The sequence below is a fragment of the Aestuariivivens sediminis genome, from assembly GCF_022662105.1.
GTDB classification, from domain to species: domain Bacteria; phylum Bacteroidota; class Bacteroidia; order Flavobacteriales; family Flavobacteriaceae; genus Aestuariivivens; species Aestuariivivens sediminis.
Genome location: NZ_JAKMCP010000004.1, coordinates 21,958 through 41,111 on the forward strand (window position 1 = coordinate 21,958; position 19,154 = coordinate 41,111).

Genomic DNA, 19,154 nt, shown 5'->3' on the forward strand with positions numbered 1-19,154 from the left:
AACTGGTCTCGTAAACAAATTTCATGGCATGAACTTTGTCAAATCAACTCTTAATATATTCTTAACACTGTTAACGGTTTTATAGATATTTGTTAATTTGCGCTACTTATGAATTTATACCCCATTCAAGCCGGTAATTTTAAACTCGACGGTGGTGCCATGTTTGGTGTTGTCCCGAAATCGCTATGGCAAAAAACCAATCCTGCCGATGCCAATAATATGATCGATTTATCAACCCGTTGTCTGTTGATTGAAGACGGCAATCGATTAATACTTATTGACACCGGTATGGGCGACAAGCAATCCGATAAGTTTTTTGGATATTACTATTTATGGGGTGAGGACAGTTTAGATAAATCACTGGCTAAATATGGGTTTCATAAAAACGATATTACCGATGTATTTATGACGCACCTTCATTTCGATCATTGCGGGGGTAGTATCCAGTGGAACAAAGACAGAACCGGTTATGAGCCGGCATTTAAAAATGCCCGCTTTTGGACCAATACAAACCATTGGCAATGGGCAACCCAACCCAATAGAAGGGAAAAGGCCTCTTTCTTAAAAGAAAATTTATGGCCCATGAAAGAATGTGGCCAACTTCATTTTATCCCCTTGCCGCACAATGATAGTATTGCGGATTCCGAATTGGGTTTTGATATTTTTTTAGCTGATGGCCATACCGAAAAACAAATGATTCCGCTCATACACTATAAAGATAAAACGATTGCCTTTATGGCCGACCTCCTGCCTACGGTAGGACATTTGCCCCTGCCCTATATTATGGGTTACGATACAAGACCACTGTTAACATTGAATGAAAAAGAAAAATTCCTTGACCTGGCGGCTACGAGGGGGTATTACATGTTTTTGGAACATGATGCCCATAACGAAATTATTACCGTAGAGCATACCGAAAAAGGAGTGCGCCTAAAGCATACATTTAAAACAACAGAAATATTTATTTAAAATAATTATATCAGATGCAAAAATTAAAATCATTAACAGCTATTGTTGGAGTATCAATATTGCTGTTTGCTTGTGGTAGCACGCCCCTGGTGATATCCACTCCTATAGAAAATATTGACTCTTCTCCTTTAAAAGTTTCTGAACTAACGGAAGATGAGAAACACCATTGGGGACATTTGGATTTAGCAAAAGACACCGTTCCAGGAATGAGCGTTGATAAGGCTTATGCCGAAATTATTAAGAACAAAAAAGGACAATCGGTTATTGTGGGGGTTATAGATTCGGGAATAGACATCAATCATGAGGATTTAAACGATGTGATATGGACCAATGAAGATGAAATCCCAAATAATGGTAAAGACGATGACAACAACGGGTATATTGACGATGTTCATGGTTGGAACTTTTTAGGAGATGGCTATAACGAGCAACTGGAAATGGTCCGTATTTTGGTTAGCGGTGACACCGATAATCCCGATTATGCGGCCGCTCAGGCAGAATATGAAAAAGAATATCAAATATGGTCGGAAAGAAAAGTACAATATGACCAACTTTACCAGCAAATAAAATCAGCAGACGAAATCCTAACCAAACATTTTGGTAAAAAGGACTATACCAAAAAGGAAGTTGCAGCCATAAAAACGGAGGACGAAGCATTAAATATGGCTGCTCAAATAGCCAACTATATGTTTAGTAATGGTCTGGATACCATGGCCGATGCTCTTAAAGAAATATCCGACAGTCTGGTGAGTATAAATGATAGGATCAACTATAACCTCAATAAAGATTTTGAAGGCCGCGTTAACGGGGACGACCCGGATGATATGAGCACCAAATATTATGGGAATGGCAATGTAAAGCCTGTTAAGAAAAGTGAAAGTCATGGCACACATGTGGCCGGCATTATTGCCGCCGAACGCAATAATGGTTTAGGAGATAATGGTGTGGCCAATAATGTTAAATTAATGTGTATACGAACAGTACCCAATGGAGACGAATATGATAAAGATGTCGCTTTGGCGATTAGATATGCGGTAGACAATGGGGCTAAAATTATTAATGGAAGCTTTGGTAAAAGTTACTCACCACATAGTGATTGGGTAAGAGAGGCTATTGCTTATGCCGGTAAAAACGATGTCTTATTTGTACATGCGGCAGGTAACGATAGCAAGAACGTTGACGTAGAGCCTAATTTTCCTGACGATAATGTCAATGGTGTGGAGGTGTCGGATAATTACATCAGAGTCGGGGCTTTAACTCCCAAGTACGGTTCTAATATGGTGGGCAGCTTTTCAAATTACGGCAAGAACAATGTTGATGTTTTTGCTCCCGGAGCAAGTGTGTATTCCACTACACCCGAAAACGAATATCACACCAAGGATGGAACCTCAATGGCTGCTCCCGGTGTTACGGGTATAGCAGCTCTAATCCGTTCCTATTTTCCAACCTTAACAGCTCCCCAGGTAAAGAAAATCTTAATGGATTCCGGGTTGCCACTCAAAACCAAAGTTATAGTTGGAGGAGATTCCAGTAATATAAAACCATTTTCAGAATTAAGTAAATCAGGACGAATAGTCAATGCCTATAACGCATTAATTATGGCTTCCAGAATTGTTAATGCATCCCTATGAGAACGCCTTTGCTTTCCTCCATGTATCTGTTGATATTTGCATTTTGCGCCAACAGTCAAAACCCAAACATCACAGCCATAAAACCGGCATATTGGCAACAGCATGTCGACTACAAAATGGAAATTGATATGGATGTCAAAAACTATCAATATCACGGCAAACAACGACTCATATACACCAACAATTCTCCCGATGTCTTGAATAACGTATATTATCACCTGTATTTTAACGCCTTTCAACCGGGAAGTGAAATGGATGTGCGGTCCTTGAACGCTCCCGATCCGGACTCGAGAATTGGTGCTAGAATTAATAAGCTAAAACCAAATGAGATTGGGTATATAAAGGTGAACTCCCTCAAGCAGAATGGTGTGGATTTAAACTATCAAACGGTGGGTACCATATTGGAAGTGGACTTAGATACACCCATTCAACCAGGTGAAAGCGTCACTTTTGATATGCGTTTTGAAGCCCAAGTGCCTGTTCAAATTCGGCGTTCGGGGAGAAACAATAAAGAAGGGGTGGCGCTATCCATGGCACAATGGTATCCAAAATTAGCGGAATACGATTTTGAGGGCTGGCATGCCGATCCCTATATAGAACGTGAATTTCATGGGGTATGGGGTGATTTCGATGTGAGTTTAACTTTAGATAAAAACTATATAGTGGGGGGAACCGGTTATCTGCAAAACCCTAACGAAATAGGCTATGGCTATGAAACCGCCAAGGTTAACCGGCCTAAAGGCAAAACATTAACCTGGCGTTTCGTTGCGCCCAACGTTCATGATTTTACATGGGCGGCAGATCCTAATTTTATTCATGAAACAGCTCAGGTTCCCGATGGTCCATTAATACACTTTTTTTATAAAAGTTCCATGCCCAAAGAAAATTTGGAGAACTGGAAAAGGCTCCAGCCTAAAGCGGTTGAACTCATGCAGTTCTACAGCAATCATATTGGTAAGTATCCTTACGATCAGTATTCCGTTATTCAGGGCGGTGATGGCGGTATGGAATATGCCATGTGTACCTTAATATTAGGAGAAGGGACATTTGACGGATTATTTGGGGTTACCGCCCACGAAATGGCACATACCTGGTTTCAGTTTTTATTGGCAACCAATGAGTTAAAACATTATTGGATGGATGAGGGGTTTACGGAATATTTTGGTGAGTTGGCAGGAAGTCATATTTTAAATTACAGCTTCAGGGATAAAACAAAAAGCGTTTATGATATTTACCGTTATGTGGTTAAAACGGGTAGGGAACAACCCCAGACCACTCATGCAGACAGGTTTAATTACAGACAGGCCTATTCTATTTCTGCGTATTACAAGGGATATGTGTTTTTAGCTCAGTTGGCTTATATTATAGGTCAGGAACATCAGGAAAAAACCATTAAAAAGTACTTTAAGGATTTTGCCTTTACCCATCCCGTGCCTAACGACATTATTCGTACCGCAGAGAAGGTCTCTGGTTTGGAGCTTGACTGGTACCTGATGGATTTTACACAAACCACAAATACTATTGACTATGGTATTAAAGATATTGCAGGCCAAACCGTTACCTTGGAGCGCTTAGGATTAATGCCTATGCCTATTGATATTACAGTAGATTATACGGATGGTACTTTCGAAGACTTTTATATTCCTTTACAAATGATGCGTGGCGAAAAACCCACCAATGCGACAGTTCTAGCCGATTGGGCATGGGCCTACCCCACCTATACCTTTCAAACAACAAAACCCATAAAGTCTGTCGAAATAGACCCTAGTGGTTTAATGGCAGATGTTAATATGACCAACAATAAAAAGTAATGGTCTTATGGCTGAGGAGGTATGATACGTTCATCTATACCATTTTTCGCCCTTGTACATTTTTGTCTTAGCCACGCGCTCTCTATTATAAAGTAAAAGATTGGTGCTTCCTACCTGTTTGTTTCGATAGCCTAGTAGGTGAAAAATCGGCTTAGCCATATATTTGGCCACTTTTAAATTAACCTTTAAAATGCCTTTTTGCTTATTATACCAAATTATACCCGGTAACATACTCAGTAAGCTATCTGCTCTCAATAATCGTAACCAAACAGACAGTTTTAAAAATAAGGTATTTATACTTCTGATGATAAAAAATCCTTCAGAACCTTTTTGTTGGTATAGAGGCATAAAGATTTTGGCATTATATCGGGAGGATATAATACCATTCTTATTGGTGGCGATCTTCTCGCCCTTATGTATGGTTTGAAAGCTATCGAATCCATTACACATTTTGAACTCGTCGTCTTTGGTAATACGTTGCAGGTCAATAATTTCAAAAAACCGTGTATTGTACTTGCCTTCGTTTTTTAATTGATTATAAAAGGTGTCAAATCCCTTAATATATAATGAGTCCACAAGCCCTGTAAATACCAGAGCTATATTAATAAAGGCTATGTGGTTTTTTACGGATTGAATATCATCGTGCTGACCCGATTCAAATCCCAGGGAAACATAACCTAATTGATTGATGTAGCTTAATAGTGCTCCATCCAAATACTCTTCTATGCCTAATACTATGGGTACGGGAAATTGTTTGGAAAAGGAACGGTTTATAATGGCGTCGTTTATGGTTATAAATGGCAAGGATTTACTCGAGGTGGTGTGCAAATCAAAAAAATAAAATGGCCCTTCATGTTTCTTTAGTATAGCGTCTATAAGATCATAAAGCTCCAATAATTCCCGTTCTTCATGGATGAGGGAGCTTTTGGTCTTGATAGCATTAATGTCTTCAGATGACCACATCCGGTTCAAATCCAAATTGAGATAGCGTTGATTTTTTTCAAGCGCTTTTAAATTACCTGCCAAAGCATAAATATTCCCGGTTATTATGTCGTCTGAAAGCCCTTTTAAGGTATCTTCCAAAGCCTGGACACCAGATTTTTCGTTACCGTGAATACCACCAAAAAAGACTACAGTGGGACCAATTTTAGAGCTTGTAATTTGTCTAATAATTCTGCTATAACGAGGCATAAAAAACTATAAATCGTTGGTTGTTATCAATCCTATTAACTTGCCTCGTCTTAAAACCGGTAATAAACTAATATTATTGTCGGTCATAACTTTTGCTGCATCCTCAATCAAACAATGCTCGTCGGTAACGATAACATGTTTCCGCATTAACTTGCTCACATAAATGGTTTCCTTTTCCTTTTTATTCAGATACCCCTCAACATCCTTCCATGACAATATGCCTTGAAGTTTTTTGGTGTTATCCGTAACGGGCATATGATGGATATTTTTCCATTTCATAATGTTTAAAACCAACTCTATGCTATCTTTTTTATCCACAGAAAAAATATCGGTATTCATGATGTGTTTAACCGTTTGTTTTGATTTTGGCAATTTTGAGGTATTCGGTTTCAACACCTCCCAGGTTGAAACAGGATATCCTTTCTGTTGTTTTTGGTAAATGTGATAGGTTAATAGCTGCATGGCTTCATACCGTTTGTAGGTTTTTAATAAGTTTCTATAGCTCCTGATGCCCCATTCCGAACCGTTATGCGATTTTACTCTGTCCTTAATGACCTTTAAATAAAATTCGGCATCCTCCGGAGAAATTCCAACACTATAAAGTCCCTTATAGGCCATAGGCAATAATTCATCTAATATTAAATCATGACTGGATATGTATTTCCCATTCCAATAAAATTGGGTGGCCATACCATAACGCGCTGCGTTAAAAAAATTGTTTTTTACATCCTTAAAATCCCATATTTTATGAATATCATTGTACTTCTTTGGTTTACCCGTCATAACACCTACCCAAAATGCCAAATTGGCTATTTCATCTACCAATGTTGGTCCTGAAGGTATGTATCGGTTTTCTATCCGTAAATGGGGTTTATCATTATAAACCCCATAACACACTCTGTTCCAAGGATAAATGGTGCCGTTATGTAAATTCAAGGCCTTAAGTTTAGGGATTTCGCCATTATGTATCATATCCACACTGTCCATAATGTATGCGGTGGTTAAAAAACTTCTAAACCTGGATATGTTGTTTTTAAAAATGTCCGTTATCGTACCCCTTTGCCAATCCATCCCAAAACTAACACGAGATTGATTTTCGTTAAGAACATAAGAATTGGTTCTGGTATCTATACTTTGTGTAAATAATGCAATTCTGGTTTCACTCCAAAGTTCTTTTCCAAATAATATTGGTGAATTCGTACAGGCGCTTAACACAGGTCCGGCAATAGCCTGTGCCCAATTATAGGTATCCACAAAATTATGGGGATTAACTTGTAGGTGCATCTGAAAACTGGTATTACAACCTTCAAGCATTACCGAATCATGTAATAAATTTAATTCATCAACTCCCTTAATATGAATGTTAAAGTCTTCACGTCTTGTTTTGGTAATGGCTTCATTAAGCACTTCATAACGCTTCATTGGCGTCATTTTGTCCAAACTAATGTTTTCAAGTATAATTGAAGGCATTATACCGGCCAATACAATCTTTGATTGATGGGCTTTAGCAACGGTTTTCGCCTTTTGCATGGCCGATTTTAGTTGCTTATGAAGTGACGAAAAACACCTGTCGTTAAGGATAATGGGATCAAGATTTACCTCAAGAATAAAATTGCCTATTTCGGTTGTAAAATGGGGATCGTTGAGATCCTTTAATACGTCCAATGAGCTGCTTGTAGGTTCGTATTGCTCGTCTACCAGGCAAAATTCCTGCTCTGCTCCAATTCTAATAGGACTTTCTTCAATCAGGTTCCGTTCTATCATCATCTCGAGTGCCCTGATATCGTTTAACAGATGATGTATATAATTTGCCCTGTCCTTTTTTTTAGAGAGGTTACTAACATCTAAATATCCCATAATCACCAAATTTATTTAAAGTTATTAAAATTATTGTGGATCAAGCCTTTAAACAATGACATTTATCATTAGATATCCTATGACACATGATGCAGATGGTTTATTGTATTCCAGGGGATATCATCAAATACTTATTAGTATTTTTGTAGTCTTAACACAACTTATGGCATACACTTTTCCAAAAAAAGAAAAGCTTAAAAGCAAAACGCTAATAGAACAATTGTTTTTAGAAGGGAAATCCGTATCTGCATTTCCGCTCCGATTGGTTTATTTAGAAACACCATTAAAAATGGATGTTCAGATGCAAATTGGGGTCTCCGTAAGCAAGCGTCATTTTAAAAAAGCTGTGGATAGAAACCGTATTAAACGCCTAATACGGGAGGTATACCGACTCCATAAAACCGATTATTTTAACAACATCACAACACAATGTGCGTTAATGATTTTGTACATTGGTAAAGATAAACCTACCTATTCCTTAATTGAAACCAAAATGAAGCAATTAATGGCTAATTTTTTGAAGAACTATTCTGAACATAAACGAGTACCATGAAACCATTTTTTTTAAGAAAAAGAATAATCATAGCTGCTTTGGCATGTATTGTTTTTTTCACGACAACCGCTTTTAAGAATGATTTTTTTGAAATCGCTAAGCAATTAGAAATTTTTACAACCCTTTTCAAGGAACTTAACATGAACTATGTCGATGAGACCAATCCGGGGGATTTAATGGATACAGCCATACGGAGTATGTTAGAGGATTTGGATCCCTACACCAGGTTCATGAACGAACAAGATGTTGAGGCAGCTAGAATTAACAATACGGGGGATTATACGGGTATTGGTGCTAAAGTGAGAACCCATCATCATAAATTGGTTATTGTAGAGCCTTATAAAGATTATCCTGCGGATAAAGCCGGTTTAAAAGCAGGTGATGAAATCATCAAGGTAGATGATATCCTTGTGTCCGACTATGAAGAAGATGCCGGGAACTTGCTAAAGGGTAGTCCGGGAACTTCCATATCTGTTACGTATAAAAGACAGGGGCAAATACAAACAACTTCCATAGATAGAGCTGAGGTAGAATTAAAAGCAGTACCCCATTTTTCATTAGTGGATACCAAAACCGGATATATTGTTTTAAGTCAATTTAACAGCAAGGCTTCTGTTGAAACCAGCTATGCCTTAAGGGATCTGAAAGCACAAGGTGCTGAGCAAATTATTCTCGATTTAAGAGGTAATCCCGGAGGTCTGTTGCATGAAGCAGTAAACATTGTTAACCTCTTTGTTCCTAAAGGCCAATTGGTCGTTACCACGAAGTCTAAAGTGAAAAAATACAACAGAACCTATTACACTAAAAATCAACCTGTCGACACCAGTATTCCTTTGGTGGTTTTAATAGACGGTGGAAGCGCCTCAGCAAGTGAAATCGTATCTGGTTCTTTACAGGATTTAGATCGTGCCGTTATCGTTGGTTCACGCAGTTTTGGTAAAGGATTGGTACAACGCCCTAAACAATTAACCTACGGTACCCAGGTAAAAATAACCATTTCCAGATACTATACGCCTTCAGGGCGCTGTATACAATCTTTGGATTATTGGAATAGAAACGAAAAAGGTGAAGCAGTACGGGTAAAACAGGAAAATTATAACGAATTTAAAACAAAAAATGGCCGTAAAGTTTTTGATGGTGGTGGTGTTTTTCCAGATGTTAATTTAGGGAATTCCAAAAATACTCCCATCATTACTTCACTTACCAACGACAATTTAATTTTTGATTATGCTACCAACTATTATTATAACCATACCATCGACAGTATAAATACTTTTGAACTTGGCGACTCCGTTTTTTCTGATTTCAAGAACTATTTGATTACCAATGACTTTTCATTTGAAACAGAAACCGAAAAAAAATTATACAAGGTATTGGAAACGGCTCAAAAAGAAGAGTTGGATGATGACATCGAAAAAGAATTTCAACAATTGATCCGGCAATTGAATACCGTAAGAACGGTTGTCCTTGATGAAAACAAGGATTATTTACTTAAGCTATTGACTAATGAAATCGTGAAACGATATGTTTACAGAGAAGGGTTATATGACTATTATAAAATTCACGATGAACCCATTAAAAAAGCAACTGAAATTTTAAAAAATCCTTCTACGTATTCTAATTATTTAAGGTAATATTTTGTAAATTCATACAACTGATTAAAAATAGTATATTTACAGACTTATTCCTTTGTTTTAAACATGAATAGGCTTTTTACCTTTATATTAATAGCAACTTGCGGTTTAAGTTCTGCTCAACACAATATAACGCATGACGTTTATTTTGAGACAGACAAATTCACGCTTATCCCTACAGAGGAAAACCGCTTATTGCTCTTTATTTCAAGTCTCTCGGATGTCGATATAGAATCCATTGCCATTTTTGGATTTTGCGATGATGTTGGCGCCCCAAGTTATAATTTAATTCTTTCCAAACAACGTGCTGAAGCCATTAAGGCTGTGTTTTCAAATCATGAAATAAGTGAGTCTCTAATAACCAATGTAGATGGTAAAGGGGAGATCTTACTAAAAATTGTAAATGAGAAAGACATCTCTAAAATACGAGGGTTAAATAGAAAAGTGGAAATTATTATCAATCCAAAACCTCCTATTATCGAAAAAGAGGAGGTTATTGAAGAGCCCGCAAAAGAAACAGAAGCAACTGCCGAGGTTATTAAAGGTGAGGTTAAAGTAGGAGATAAAATCCGTTTTGAAAATATTTTATTTAAAACCGGCTATAGCACGGTTACCCCTGAATCTAAAAAAATACTGCAAGATATAGCTGAATCATTGGTGGAGCGAAAGAACATATACTTTACCATTCAGGGCCATGTGTGCTGTACACAATACAGTAGAGATGCTGTTGATAGAAAGACAAAAAAAAGAAATCTATCAGAAGCGCGTGCTAAATATGTCTACGATTATCTGGCTAAAAAGGGAGTTGATAAAAAACGCATGCGCTATATGGGTATGAGAAGAAAATTTCCATTAGGTGGTGATCCTAAATACGACAGACGTGTTGAAATATTAATCACCCATATTAGTAAGATATAATCATGGCTATATGTGGAATACCATCCTCCATATACTCCTCTCCTATAGGCTTAAAGCCTAAATTACTGTAGAATTTTTTTAAATAACATTGGGCTGAAATTTTAATTACCTTTTTATGGTAATGAAACTTAACAGCATCTATGGAAGCCTTCATGATATCATATCCATATTGGTGTTGACGTTCGGTTCTGGCTACTACTACCCTGCCAATACTTGCATGCTCAAAATAAGCTCCGGGTTTAAATACACGTGTATACGCGACTAACGCGTCGTTCTTATACCCTAAGACATGTAATGCCTTTTGATCTTTACCATCCAGATCTTGATATACACAATTCTGCTCAACGACAAATACTTCGCTCCGTAATTGGAGTAGGTCATATAATTCTTGTGTATTTAGTTCTGAAAAGGGTTTTACCTGTATGTGCAACATCTAAAAAAATATTATTGCTAATCCTATGTTCTTAATCCTGTACAATCATATCTTTGGAGTCATTTTTACCAAATTCTGGTTGAATATTAACATGGTTGATATCGTATTTTTCAAAAACATAATCTTCTATTTGGCGTAATACGACATCAAACTGAGATAAGGTGATGTCCTCATTAAAATCAATATGGGCTTCAAGATGTACTTCCTCCTCGTTTAATTGCCATACATGAACATGGTGTACGTTTTTAATGGATTTAAAAGTGTTAATTTCCTGGACAATTTGCCGAATTGGAATCGTGGCAGGTGTAAATAACATCAATACTTTTGTAGAATCTTTTAACAAATCGAAGCCCATCCAGATCAAATAGACCGCAATCACGAAAGTCAAAACACTATCGACCCAGTAAACGGCATAGTACTTCATCAACAGACCACCGATTAAAACAGCCACACTGGCCATCATATCGGTGAGTAAATGTAAATAAGCACTTTTAATATTCATATTGGATTTAGAGCCTTTTTTTAGTAAAAGCACACTTAACCCATTAGCTATAATAGCAATAAAGGATAACCAAATAACTAAATTAGATTCTATGGTTTCAGGATTTTGAAAGCGTTTAATAGCTTCAATAATGAGTAAAACCGCTACAATGATTAAGGTGGAGGCATTGATAAAAGCTGCTAATATTTCAGCACGCTTATAACCAAAAGTTCTGTGAATTGATGCTTTTTGTTTCGCCAATAAATTGGCAGCATAACTTACAATTAAAGATAAAACATCACTAAAATTATGTAAGGCATCACTTAGCAGCGCTAAACTACCCGATATTATACCCCCTATTATTTGAGAAACCGTAATAAGAACATTTAATAAAATAGAAATAAAAAGATTCCGACCTTTAAAATCAGAGGGGGAATGGGAATGATTATGAGAATGGCGATGCCCCATTTAACAGGAAAATGGGATTTTATCAATACGTGCCTGATGACGACCGCCTTCAAATTCGGTATTTAAAAATGCATCAACCATTTCGACAGCTTGTTGAACAGCAGTAAAACGAGCCGGAATACATAAGATATTCGCATTATTATGACTGCGCACAAGATGTACAATCTCTTTATTCCAGCACAAACCGGCACGTATTTTTTGATGTTTATTAGCGGTCATGGCCACACCATTGGCACTACCGCATATAAGAATACCATATGTAGCCGTATTGTGTTCGACATCAAGGGCTACAGGATGAACAAAATCGGCATAATCTACACTATTACTGTCGTCGGTACCATGGTTGATAACCTCATAACCTTTATCCTCTAAAAAGTCCTTAATAGCGAATTTATAATCCGTTCCTGCGTGATCGTTTCCTATGGAAATAGTCATTGTATTAGGTGTTTATGAAAGTAGTACAAAAATACATCAATTTTTTCATTAGATGATTTTAAAATAATAAATGAAACAGATCTATCTATTAACATAGGTATTGATTTGAATCTTAATATTTAAATATTAAAATCCAAATCGTAAAATAATTTGTGTATTACCCTTTTAAATACGTGTTGATAACTGGTAACTGTTTTATGAAATTAAAATTAGGTAAATCAAAAAAAAAATATAAGCAAAAATAGTTCGAAATTATCCAAACAATTAAACCCCTTTTTTTAAGTAAATTATGAGATACAAGTATACCGGAAATAAACACCTCCTTTTAAAAAAGTTATGAGTAATTACCCGGTATTACTATTATTAACAATTGTGAATATAAATATTAAAACCATTAAAAATGAAGATGTTAATTCAGAAAACCGTGTTGATTACCTATTAATGGGATGTAAATTTAATAGTATCAAAATAAAAATAAAAAAAGTTATACCGGATATTAACAAGCTATAATAAGCATCATTTCTATTTTAAAATAGTTATAAAAATAAATGAATATGATATAGGTGTGAATAACTCTTTTTTAAATTTAATATAATGTTCATTTGATGTATGTTCATTTTAAAATAGTAGCTTTGCAAAAAATAAATAGCAATAACCTCACCTTTAAATACGCTATTTTATAATTTAATTTCCCGTATCTTATGGGATTAATAACGATGACATAATTACATGAGTAAAAACAAAAAAAGGAATTCCAAAAAAGGAATCCCGAATCTTACCAATACCCTTCTAAGTATTATAAAAAAAGATAAAAACAAAACATTCAACTATAAACAATTAGCTTCCAAATTAGGAGTTAATGATGCCAGTAGCAGAAATCAGATTATAAAGACCTTAGCTAAGTTAGCCGCAAAGGAGGAAATAGTACAAGTAGACCGTGGTAAATTTAAAGCGGTAATTAATACCAAGTATCATATAGGGACACTGGATCTTTCCGCCAGGGGAACCGGTTATATTATTTGTGAGGATTTCGATGAAGATGTGTTTGTAGCTTCAAATAATATTAATAAAGCTCTAGATGGCGACGAAGTAGAATTTTATATTTATAAACGTCGTAAGCGTGGTAAAATGGAAGGTGAAATTACCAATGTTCTTAAACGCGCAAAGTCAGAGTATGTTGGAGTGATTCAAATACAAAAGAACAGCAATTATGCTTTTGTTGTACCGGATAGCAATACCATGTACAAGGATATTTTTGTCCCTATAAATAAAACCTTTAAAGCCGAGGATGGGGATAAAGTATTGGTGAAACTTGAAGATTGGCCCGATCATGCAGATTCCCCTTATGGCAAGGTTTTAAAAGTATTAGGTAAACCGGGTGAACACCAGACTGAAATTCATGCCATTTTAGCGGAATATGGGTTACCTAATGAATTTCCATATGAAGTCGAGCAGTATGCAAATACTTTAAATACCGCCATCACAAAAGAAGAAATATCCAACAGAAGGGACATGCGTAAGGATTTAACCTTTACCATAGATCCAAAGGACGCTAAGGATTTTGATGATGCTCTATCGTTTAAAGTACTCGAAAATGGTTTATACGAAATAGGTATTCATATAGCCGATGTATCACATTATATGAAAGAAGGTACCGTATTGGATGATGAGGCTTACCAAAGAGCGACCTCGGTATACTTAGTAGATCGTGTTGTTCCTATGTTACCGGAAATATTATCGAATAATGCATGTTCGTTAAGACCTCAGGAAGAAAAATATACGTTTTCGGCAGTCTTTAAAATAAATAAGAATGCTGAAATTAAAGAGCAATGGTTTGGCAGAACAGTAACCTATAGTGATGCCCGTTTTTCTTATGAAGAAGCACAGGCTATTATTGAAAATAACAGTCAACTAAATACCGTTGAAATCTCTAATTCAAATACAATAAATACTGTCATACCAAAAGAGGTAGCGCTTACGGGAAATACCTATAACACCCAGGTTAAAACGGCTCAGGCGATATTGGTTCTCGATAGATTGGCTAAAATTATGCGTAAAAAACGCATGAAACATGGGGCTATTTCATTTGATAAAGTGGAGGTAAAGTTTAATTTGGATGAAAATAATAACCCGGAAGGGGTTTATTTTAAAACCAGTAAAGACGCTAATAAGCTTATTGAGGAATTTATGCTATTAGCCAACAAAAAAGTTGCGGAGTTCATTGGAAAGCAATCCCCAAAAAAAACCTTTGTGTATCGGGTTCATGATGAGCCGGATGACAGTAAGTTAGCAACTTTACAAAATGTGGTAGGGCGTTTTGGATATAAACTTAATTTTAAAGACAGAAAGTCTATAACAACCTCATTGAATCATTTATTACAGGATGTGGTTGGTAAAAAAGAACAGAACTTAGTGGATACTTTAACCATCCGCAGTATGAGTAAAGCAGAATACACGACACATAACATTGGCCATTATGGTTTGGCTTTCGATTATTATACGCATTTCACCTCCCCTATTCGCCGATATCCGGACGTTATAGCCCATAGATTATTACAACATTATTTGGATGGGGGTAAATCGGTTGACGATGAAAAATATGATGAAAAATGCCAGCACTCCAGTAATATGGAAAATTTAGCTACAAAAGCTGAAAGGGACTCGATAAAATATATGCAGATACGTTTTATGGAAGACCATAAGGATCAAGAGTTTTTAGGGGTGATCTCCGGGGTGACCGATTGGGGTATTTACGTTGAAATTATCGAAAATAAATGCGAAGGTATGGTTAGTGTAAGAGATATTACAGACGACCATTATGCTTTTGATGAAAGTCAATATGCTTTAGTGGGGAGAAACACTAAAAATATGTACCAATTAGGTGATGAAGTATTGGTGAAAGTCAAGAACACCGATTTGGTAAAAAAACATCTTGATTTTAATTTAGTTGGAAAAAAGTAAGATTAAAATAAAATAATCTAAAATGGAATAATTATTGCTTGATTTCGTTAAATTATCAATTCAAAAAACGATATTAAAATGAAAACCATAATCACGTTATTAACCATGGTGATAACCACCGCGGTATTTACCCAAAATGAAATAGAAAAAGAAATAGGCGAGTTCACAGAGTTAAAAGTGTATGACCTTATAGAAGTAGAGATGATGAAGTCTAATAAAAATAAGGTTATTATTACCGGAGAAAATACAGATGATGTTGTAGTGAATAACAAAAACGGAAAGCTTAAAATTAAAATGAGTCTTGAGGAAATTTTTGATGGTGCTAAAACCAAAGTAGTGCTCTATTATTCAGATGTCGATGTTATTGATGTCAATGAAGGGGCGACCGTCCATTCTAAGGACATTATAAACCAATTTGAAGTGGATTTGAAGGCTCAGGAGGGCGGGTCAATACAGATACCTATAGATGTAAAATATGCCAATATTAAGGCGGTTACAGGTGGTATAATAAAAACTAATGGTAGCGCTGTTAACCAGAAGATAGCCTTGTTCACTGGAGGTGTTTACAAGGGAAGTGAATTGAAAACAGAGAAAACCGATGTGTCTATTAATGCGGCTGGTGAAGCATACGTAAATGCTTCAAAATTAGTGGATATAAAAATTCGAGCCGGTGGTGATGTATATGTTTATGGTGATCCCGAAACTATAAACGAGAGCAAGGTCCTGGGTGGCCGTGTGAAACGCATGGATTAAACCAACAACTTGTAAAAAGATAAAAAACCAATGCTAAGGCATTGGTTTTTTACATTTAGTAACTATACAAGTGTAGCGTTAAACCTTATTTTTATTACTTTAGTACCACAACAACTTATAATTACTCAGAATTTGAGATTTTTTTTTATTTGCCCATTATTCTTTTGCATTAATGTAGTATTAAGCGCACAGGAGCACCCGCCCATTCAGGTTTATACGTCTAAAGATTATAAAGCCGAAACTCAAAACTGGTCTATTTTTCAAGATGATCGTAATTATATCTATGTGGCTAATAATGAGGGATTACTGGAATTTAATGGTGCGGATTGGCACTTGTACCCGTCTCCCAATGAATCCATATTGCGATCTGTGCACGTTATAGATGGTTTAATTTATACGGGATGTAACGGTGATTTTGGATATTGGAAAAAGGATGAACAAGGGAAACTGGATTATACCTCACTTGTTAAATCCTTGGATCTGCCTTTATTGGAAGATGAAGAATTTTGGAATATTATTAATGTGGAGGGCTATATATTGTTTCAATCCTTAAAGCGCATTTATATTTTTAACACCTTAAATGAGTCGTTCAAAATAATTGATTCGAATGCTATTATTTATAAAATTTTTGATGTTAACGGAAAAATCTATTATCAAAACACCAAGGAAGGTTTGTTCATAATCGATAAAGGGGAAATTAAATTAGTGTCCAATCATCCGATATTATTGGAAAATAGATTGGTAAATGTATTCCCTCAAAACAATAATCTATTACTCGAAACAGAAAATGATGGATTTTTTATTTGGGATGGACAGAAGCTCGACAAATGGGCCATACCGGCAAATAATGCTCTGGAGAAATTAAGTGTTTTTAGGAGTATTAAGTTAAAAGATGGAAGTTATATGTTGGGGACACGGTCTAATGGAATTGTTCACCTGACGCAAGATGGAGAGATTAACTTTCAAATCGATGTGGTTAACGGGCTTAGTAATAATACCGTGCATTGGATATTCGAGGATGCTGAACAGAACATTTGGTTAGCACTCGAAAATGGTATTAATTGTATCAACATGTCTTCACCATTTCATATTTATAAAGATGAAAAGGGAAAAATAGGGACCATATACACATCTATTCTTCATAACGGCAATATTTATGTGGGCACGAACCAGGGTTTGTTTTTTAAAGACTATAACTCGGACTCCGATTTTAATACTATTGAAACCATTCAAGAGGCGGTTTGGAGCCTAACGGAGATCGATGGCGTTCTATTTTGTGGACACGATACAGGAACTTCTATAGTCATTGACGGGACAACAAAAAAGGTGCAAGGCATAAACCAGGGCGCTTGGAATTTGAAAGCATTGCGAACGGATAAGAACTTAATATTACAAGGTAATTATAACGGACTGTATATTTTACACGAAGTAGCGGGTAATTGGGTATTGCGAAATAAAATAGAGGGCTTTGATCTGTCCAGTAGATTCTTTGAGTATTTCGATAATGAAATTTTTGTGAGTCATGAATATAAGGGCATTTTTAGAATTAAAACAGACAAGGATTTCAGAAGTGTAATTGAGGTCACCAAAGATTCCATTATAGACAGAGAACTACATTCAAGTTTAGTGGGTTTCAATAATGATTTACTACTTGGATTTAAAGCGGGAGTTTTTAAATATGACACGAGTCAAAAGGCATTTATTAAAGATTCTGTGTTTAGTGAACTCTTCGAAGCCGATGAATATGCTTCCGGAAAACTTATTCCTGTCAAGGAATCAAATACCCTTTGGGCTTTTTCAAAAAGAAATTTAAACTATCTATCCTTAAGCAGTTTAAGTGGTTCACAAAGAATACATAGAATACCCTGGTCTAAGGCCCTTCCCAGGGGACTTACGGGGTATGAGAACGTGTCTTTTCTTAATGATAACAAATATTTGATTGGGACCTCATCAGGTTTTACCTTATTGGATTTAGACAAGATTAAGGATAAAACCTATACGATCGAAATAAATGGAGTTAGTGTGAGTACCTTAAAAGGAGAAATACATGAGATTGTAGAGAAAGACCTTATTGGAGAATTTGACAATGAACTGAACAACTTTAGTTTTAATTTTAATGTTGTTGAATTCGATAAGTATTTAGATACCGAATACCAATATCAATTAATTGGGTTGCAAAATGAATGGAGTGAATGGACGAGCAATCCTATGACGACATTCGAAAACCTGCCTTATGGATCCTATACTTTTAAAGTAAGGGCGCGTATTGGCAATGTAATCACAGAGAATGAGGCCTCTTATAGTTTTTCAATTAATAGGCCATGGTTACTCTCCAACACCATGATTGGGGCATATGTCCTGTTCGTAATCTTATTTTCTATAATAATGCATCATATCTATAAAGGCTATTACAGAAAACAACGGGAACGCCTGTTATTAAGGACCAAAAGGGAACTGGAACTTAAGGAATTGGAGAATAAACAGCAACTTATGCGGTTTAATAACGATAAACTCAGACAGGATATTGAGAGCAAAAACAGGGAGTTGGGTATCTCTACCATGAGCCTTATCAAGAAAAATGAATTCCTAAATACGGTTAAAAAGGAATTGCAACATGTGGATGATCCCAAAAAACTCAAACGTGTTATTAAAATTATTGATAATAACTTAAACAATACAGACGATTGGAATCTTTTTGAGGAGGCCTTTAATAATGCAGACAAGGATTTCCTAAAGAAAATGAAAGAACAACATCCGTCATTAACATCCAATGATTTAAGGTTATGCGCTTATTTGCGTCTAAACCTATCCTCCAAGGAAATAGCGCCCCTATTAAATATCTCCCATAGAAGTGTTGAAGTGAAACGATATCGGCTCAGAAAAAAGCTCCAATTGGAACATGAGGCATCTCTTTCTGACTACATACTGGAAATTTAGGCCTATAAAATACCGTTATTTACCTATACATTACCACAACATTAAATGATTTTAACATCGAATTCAGTTTTTTGAGTGCTACGGAATACATTAATTTTACTTAATTTATCAAAAAATTGTAT

General features: G+C 35.9%; 14 protein-coding genes. 9 read left to right on the forward strand and 5 right to left on the reverse strand.

Features of this window, described 5'->3' with window-relative positions; all coding sequences use genetic code 11:
- The first annotated feature begins 108 nt into the window (after positions 1-108).
- From MR054_RS11735 to MR054_RS11745, 3 genes are read left to right on the forward strand one after another with little or no spacing between them, the layout of a single operon-like run.
- Positions 109-969, forward strand: a complete 861-nt coding sequence (locus MR054_RS11735; protein ID WP_242158015.1) for an MBL fold metallo-hydrolase — start codon at positions 109-111, stop codon at positions 967-969.
- A 14-nt stretch (positions 970-983) separates the two neighbouring features.
- Positions 984-2,600, forward strand: a complete 1,617-nt coding sequence (locus tag MR054_RS11740; RefSeq protein WP_242158016.1) for a S8 family peptidase — start codon at positions 984-986, stop codon at positions 2,598-2,600.
- The gene (locus MR054_RS11745; RefSeq protein WP_242158018.1) at positions 2,597-4,411 is read left to right on the forward strand and encodes a M1 family metallopeptidase; all 1,815 of its coding nucleotides are present in this window, start codon (positions 2,597-2,599) and stop codon (positions 4,409-4,411) included. The genes MR054_RS11740 and MR054_RS11745 overlap by 4 nt, the downstream gene beginning before the upstream one ends.
- Positions 4,412-4,441: 30 nt before the next feature.
- On the opposite strand, the gene MR054_RS11750 is transcribed toward MR054_RS11745, so the two are convergent.
- Both MR054_RS11750 and MR054_RS11755 read right to left on the reverse strand, forming a co-directional pair.
- Positions 4,442-5,602, reverse strand: coding sequence for a succinylglutamate desuccinylase/aspartoacylase domain-containing protein (locus MR054_RS11750; protein WP_242158019.1), 1,161 nt, complete (start codon positions 5,600-5,602; stop codon positions 4,442-4,444).
- Between the two features lie 6 nt (positions 5,603-5,608).
- Complete coding sequence (locus tag MR054_RS11755) at positions 5,609-7,459, reverse strand: glutamate-cysteine ligase family protein (protein WP_242158020.1); 1,851 nt, start codon at positions 7,457-7,459, stop codon at positions 5,609-5,611.
- 55 nt (positions 7,460-7,514) lie between these two features.
- Here MR054_RS11755 and rnpA point away from each other — a divergent pair, with 55 nt between their 5' ends.
- The 3 genes from rnpA (at position 7,515) to MR054_RS11770 (ending at position 10,564) form a co-directional block, all read left to right on the forward strand.
- Positions 7,515-8,012 (forward strand): ribonuclease P protein component, encoded by a 498-nt coding sequence (rnpA, locus tag MR054_RS11760; RefSeq protein ID WP_338081521.1) that lies wholly within the window; start codon positions 7,515-7,517, stop codon positions 8,010-8,012.
- On the forward strand, positions 8,009-9,646 hold the full coding sequence (locus MR054_RS11765) for a S41 family peptidase (RefSeq protein WP_242158021.1): 1,638 nt from the start codon (positions 8,009-8,011) through the stop codon (positions 9,644-9,646). The genes rnpA and MR054_RS11765 overlap by 4 nt, the downstream gene beginning before the upstream one ends.
- Before the next feature lie 66 nt (positions 9,647-9,712).
- Positions 9,713-10,564, forward strand: coding sequence for an OmpA family protein (locus MR054_RS11770; RefSeq protein WP_242083577.1), 852 nt, complete (start codon positions 9,713-9,715; stop codon positions 10,562-10,564).
- On the opposite strand, the gene MR054_RS11775 is transcribed toward MR054_RS11770, so the two are convergent.
- Genes MR054_RS11775 through rpiB form a run of 3 tightly spaced genes read right to left on the reverse strand, consistent with a single transcriptional unit; the run spans position 10,551 to position 12,381 of the window.
- Positions 10,551-10,997, reverse strand: coding sequence for a GNAT family N-acetyltransferase (locus MR054_RS11775; RefSeq protein ID WP_242083578.1), 447 nt, complete (start codon positions 10,995-10,997; stop codon positions 10,551-10,553). The genes MR054_RS11770 and MR054_RS11775 overlap by 14 nt on opposite strands.
- A gap of 31 nt (positions 10,998-11,028) precedes the next feature.
- Positions 11,029-11,946, reverse strand: coding sequence for a cation diffusion facilitator family transporter (locus tag MR054_RS11780; protein ID WP_242083580.1), 918 nt, complete (start codon positions 11,944-11,946; stop codon positions 11,029-11,031).
- On the reverse strand, positions 11,947-12,381 hold the full coding sequence (gene rpiB, locus MR054_RS11785; protein ID WP_242083582.1) for a ribose 5-phosphate isomerase B: 435 nt from the start codon (positions 12,379-12,381) through the stop codon (positions 11,947-11,949).
- Between the two features lie 729 nt (positions 12,382-13,110).
- Here rpiB and MR054_RS11790 point away from each other — a divergent pair.
- The 3 genes from MR054_RS11790 to MR054_RS11800 all read left to right on the forward strand — a co-directional run bounded on the left by MR054_RS11790 (position 13,111) and on the right by MR054_RS11800 (position 19,032).
- Positions 13,111-15,342: a ribonuclease R family protein gene (locus tag MR054_RS11790; RefSeq protein ID WP_242158022.1), complete on the forward strand. Its 2,232-nt coding sequence runs from the start codon at positions 13,111-13,113 to the stop codon at positions 15,340-15,342.
- A gap of 78 nt (positions 15,343-15,420) precedes the next feature.
- Positions 15,421-16,095, forward strand: coding sequence for a head GIN domain-containing protein (locus tag MR054_RS11795; protein WP_242158024.1), 675 nt, complete (start codon positions 15,421-15,423; stop codon positions 16,093-16,095).
- Between the two features lie 132 nt (positions 16,096-16,227).
- On the forward strand, positions 16,228-19,032 hold the full coding sequence (locus tag MR054_RS11800) for a triple tyrosine motif-containing protein (protein WP_242158026.1): 2,805 nt from the start codon (positions 16,228-16,230) through the stop codon (positions 19,030-19,032).
- Positions 19,033-19,154 lie beyond the last annotated feature (122 nt).